This is a genomic window from Oscillibacter acetigenes (assembly GCF_025567605.1).
Classification (GTDB): domain Bacteria; phylum Bacillota; class Clostridia; order Oscillospirales; family Oscillospiraceae; genus Oscillibacter; species Oscillibacter welbionis.
Genome location: NZ_JAOQKG010000010.1, coordinates 1,474 through 4,847, shown reverse-complemented (window position 1 = coordinate 4,847; position 3,374 = coordinate 1,474). Strand labels below are relative to the sequence as shown.

Sequence of the window (3,374 nt, the reverse complement as noted above, 5' to 3'; positions counted from 1 at the left end):
GGCGATTGCTGAATGCCAAAGGCATTCAGCAATCGCCGCCGCTCTATAAGAATGATATTTCTTTGAAAGGGACAGGAAAAGCAAACAAGGCGCTATCTGGGAAACAGGGGGATAATCAACCGGAATGGAGGAATTTGAAATGGATCATAGCGAATACAGAGAAGCTCTGGACGCCTATAAGCAGGAACGTCTCCCGGTGGTGCTGACCGCCGCCGAGGCCATGGATCTTCTCGGTGTGGGGAAAAACACCATGTACCGGCTCTTAAAGTCGGGGGAGCTGCCGGCAGTTCGGATTGGGCACTCTTGGCGTTTGACTTTGGAAGCAGTCGAATATTTTCTCTGCAACCGTAGCTAAATATTTAAATGCCCCTCATAACGCAAGAAAATATCAGATAGAATCTCGGAGTCCGAATATGTTCCGCTTTCCGCCAAATAGTGACTGTATAGGTGTTGATTATTGTAATACAGATATAAAATATAGCTGTCAGAGAAGCTTATTTTATCCAAAAGAGAATTACAAACAGGATCTGTATTACCTGCTAAGTATTTGTAAATCACAACACACCATGTTTCAAAGACTAAATCCCGTATGTGGCGATCCTCTAAATTTGGAAAAGATGAAGGCTGAAATACCGCAGGACGCACCATTTCACTATTTTTAGGGGGTTCCACTTCCTTGATTTCGGTAAAGAAATCCTTAAAGCCAAATATTCGGCTCAATGATTTAAGGGATTCGATAATAAAATTATATTGCGAAAGAGGAACTCCGCATTCTTCATTGATAAAGGCGTTCTCGACAGAGGTACTCCCTCTCAGAATAAAAAAATTTTTACTAAAATTGCATATATAAGCAGTCAAGAGGAAGGGCAAAAGACTACAAACAGCCGATTCTTCCAAATTGAGCATTTGATGAACATACCTGAATTTTCGTTCTAATGGTATGCTTCCAAGAACACTCGGACAAGTAGGGGGTGTAGGCTCCATGCCCTTTTTGATTTCGTTTTTTAATTTTTTAAAAAGGCACTCGCATTTTGTGCGATTTCTTATCAGCAAATATTCTTTGACATCTTCAAAAGAGTCTTCCAAATCTTCAAGATACCACCATGGGTCTAATGGCTGAAGCTTCTTCGCTCCTGGTCGCCGGGTCCGCAGCTTAAACAGCTTATTGAAATGCGCATCGATATCTTGAAAGTGATGTTCAAATTCACGCTCTATAGTTTCCCAGAAGGTTTGTGTATTCTTACAAGGCATCAATAACTCATTATCTGCTGGACATTCACTATTGCTTTCTTCGCGGATGTTTTGTGCTGGAATATTCCGTGACTGATATCCGTGTATCATATACTCCACGACGGAGCCTAAGGCATGTTCTTCTCGTTCCAAAAGAGATGCTATAATCTCCCAATTTTTCATAGAACTCTTCCTTTTTTAGCATTGCTTAATTTAATTCAGGCGACTAATTCGTAGAAAAAGCGGGCCGTAAAACAGGAAAAATATGGTGAATATCCCTAAATCCAGATCAGAATACAGAGGGGGCACAGCAAAATTGAGCCCCCTCTGTATTCTGATTTGTCCTCTGAAAACCAAAATAAGCCGCATGAAAAAAAAGAAGCGTTCGCGGCAATTGCCGAGTTTGTATATGATAGCTCTCGAGCCGGCTACTACACACTATCTGGAGGAGTCAAGATGAGTACGAAATTTCTGTTCCCTGATTGGGAGAACGAGGATGACGATTCGCAGGATCTCTGTGGACGTATGCGCGAGATGGCGGAGGAAGCCGCCCGACGGGAGCGCCAGGGGCTTCCGGAGAAAAAGGAGCCTGAACCGCCGGCTCCCACAGCCAAAAGCCCTCGGAAGCGGGCGAATTTCTTCTCCGATCTGGTGGAGCAGATCGCAAAAGCCAAAATTCTCCTGTTTACCGAGGACGGGGAGCCGTTCGCCTATGACGAAGAGCTGGGCTGCTACCAGCCCATTCCCCAACTGACGGCATGGCTTGCAAACTTCTTCCCGGAAATCACGACCCGGAGTCTTTTGGCGAACGATCTCCGCGAAATTGCCCAGCGCCTGACTTGGCGGGAAGACCTCCGGTGCTGCCGCGATGAGTTCAACCGGAGTAAAGAACTGGTGAATCTGGAAAATGGGGTTTTCAATCTGGAATCTGGCGAGCTGCTGGAGCACGATCCCCGGTTCCACTTTACTTACCAGGTTAAGGCCAGTTACCTGGAAGATCCTGAGCAAATCAAATGTCCCGTTCTCGAAGATTTCTGCCGTTCTTCTCTCGATGGAGACCCTAAAAAGCGGCAGCTGCTTCTGGAGATGATCGGCTACATTTGCTCCGACCTGACCGTTGGGAAGTGTGCTTTCTTCCTACAGGGACAACCAAATTCCGGAAAAAGTGTCATCGCCGAGTTCATCAGTCGGTTATTTGATCCATCGCTCGTGTCCAATGTACCGCTTCATCAGCTAGGAGAACGGTTTTCCCGAGCAGAATTGGCGGGCAAGAAAGTCAATATCGCCGGCGAGATTGCTGGGAGAGCCTTACGGGACATCTCCATTTTCAAGTCTGTCACCGGCGGCGACCGTATCACGGGCGAGTTCAAAGGGAAAGACCTCTTCTATTTCATCCCACGGTGCAAGCTGCTGTTTGCAGGCAACACGCTACCGCGGACGACCGAGGCGGATACCACCGCCGCCTTTGCAAACCGGCTCGTGGTCCTACTCTTCAATCAGAGCATCCCGCCGGAGAAACAGGATAAGAGCCTGCTGGATAGGCTTTGCAAAGAGGCGGACTCCATCGTGACCCTTGCGCTTCATGCCTTGCAGGACCTCATGGAACGGAATTTTGTGTTTGCTCTACCGGAGGATTCTAAGGCATTTCTGGAATCGTTTGTCAATCGATCAAACGTCCTGTCCGGCTTTATAAAGGAACGCTGTATCCTCTCCCCGGAGGCTCGCGTATTCAATACGGACCTCTTTGCGGCATTCGTGGATTATTGCGCACAGAATGGGCTGGAGGCACTCTCACTCAGCCAGTTCCATGACCTTTTGTCTGGAATTCCAGGCGTCTACGCCAAGCGCATCCGTATCGGAAAAGAGAACCGGCAAGGACATGTGGGAATCTCTCTAAAGAAAAGCGAATCCCATGGAACTTTGGAACAACAGCCTCGAACGCCTGCGTGGCTAAGGGGAGAAAGTTCCACGGAAGGTGGACCACATATCATTTCAAAGAGGGAGGAAGACGATGCCCAGCAAGAAAAAGCGTGAAGATCTCCCGCTCTTCTTATCCCCGGATCAGGCAGCAAAAATCAGCGGCCTCGGCGTCAACCGCATCCGCCAGCTGATGGAGGATGGGCAGTTGGAGTATCTGCCAGTCG

At 47.8% G+C, this 3,374-nt stretch carries 3 protein-coding genes; 2 read left to right on the top strand and 1 reads right to left on the bottom strand.

Going from position 1 to position 3,374, the window contains the following annotated elements; translation table 11 throughout:
- Nucleotides 1–124: 124 nt before the first annotated feature.
- Entirely contained in the window at nucleotides 125–355 is a 231-nt protein-coding gene (locus OCV80_RS16420; protein WP_249390789.1) for a helix-turn-helix domain-containing protein, read from the top strand.
- On the opposite strand, the gene OCV80_RS16415 is transcribed toward OCV80_RS16420, so the two are convergent.
- Nucleotides 352–1,413 carry a hypothetical protein gene (locus tag OCV80_RS16415; RefSeq protein ID WP_119311377.1) on the bottom strand — a complete coding sequence of 354 codons (1,062 nt, stop codon included), beginning with the start codon at nucleotides 1,411–1,413 and terminating at the stop codon, nucleotides 352–354. The two genes, OCV80_RS16420 and OCV80_RS16415, sit on opposite strands and share 4 nt — an antisense overlap.
- A 273-nt stretch (nucleotides 1,414–1,686) precedes the next feature.
- Between OCV80_RS16415 and OCV80_RS16410 the strand changes: the two genes are divergently transcribed.
- Nucleotides 1,687–3,264, top strand: a complete 1,578-nt coding sequence (locus tag OCV80_RS16410) for a phage/plasmid primase, P4 family (RefSeq protein WP_119311378.1) — start codon at nucleotides 1,687–1,689, stop codon at nucleotides 3,262–3,264.
- The last annotated feature ends 110 nt before the right edge of the window (nucleotides 3,265–3,374 follow it).

What these genes read in the sequence shown, in the direction of transcription:
- OCV80_RS16420 (WP_249390789.1), top strand. Translation starts at nt 125, where the DNA reads ATGGAGGAATTTGAAATGGATCATAGCGAATACAGAGAAGCTCTGGAC.
- OCV80_RS16415 (WP_119311377.1), bottom strand. Translation starts at nt 1,413, where the DNA reads ATGAAAAATTGGGAGATTATAGCATCTCTTTTGGAACGAGAAGAACAT.
- OCV80_RS16410 (WP_119311378.1), top strand. Translation starts at nt 1,687, where the DNA reads ATGAGTACGAAATTTCTGTTCCCTGATTGGGAGAACGAGGATGACGAT.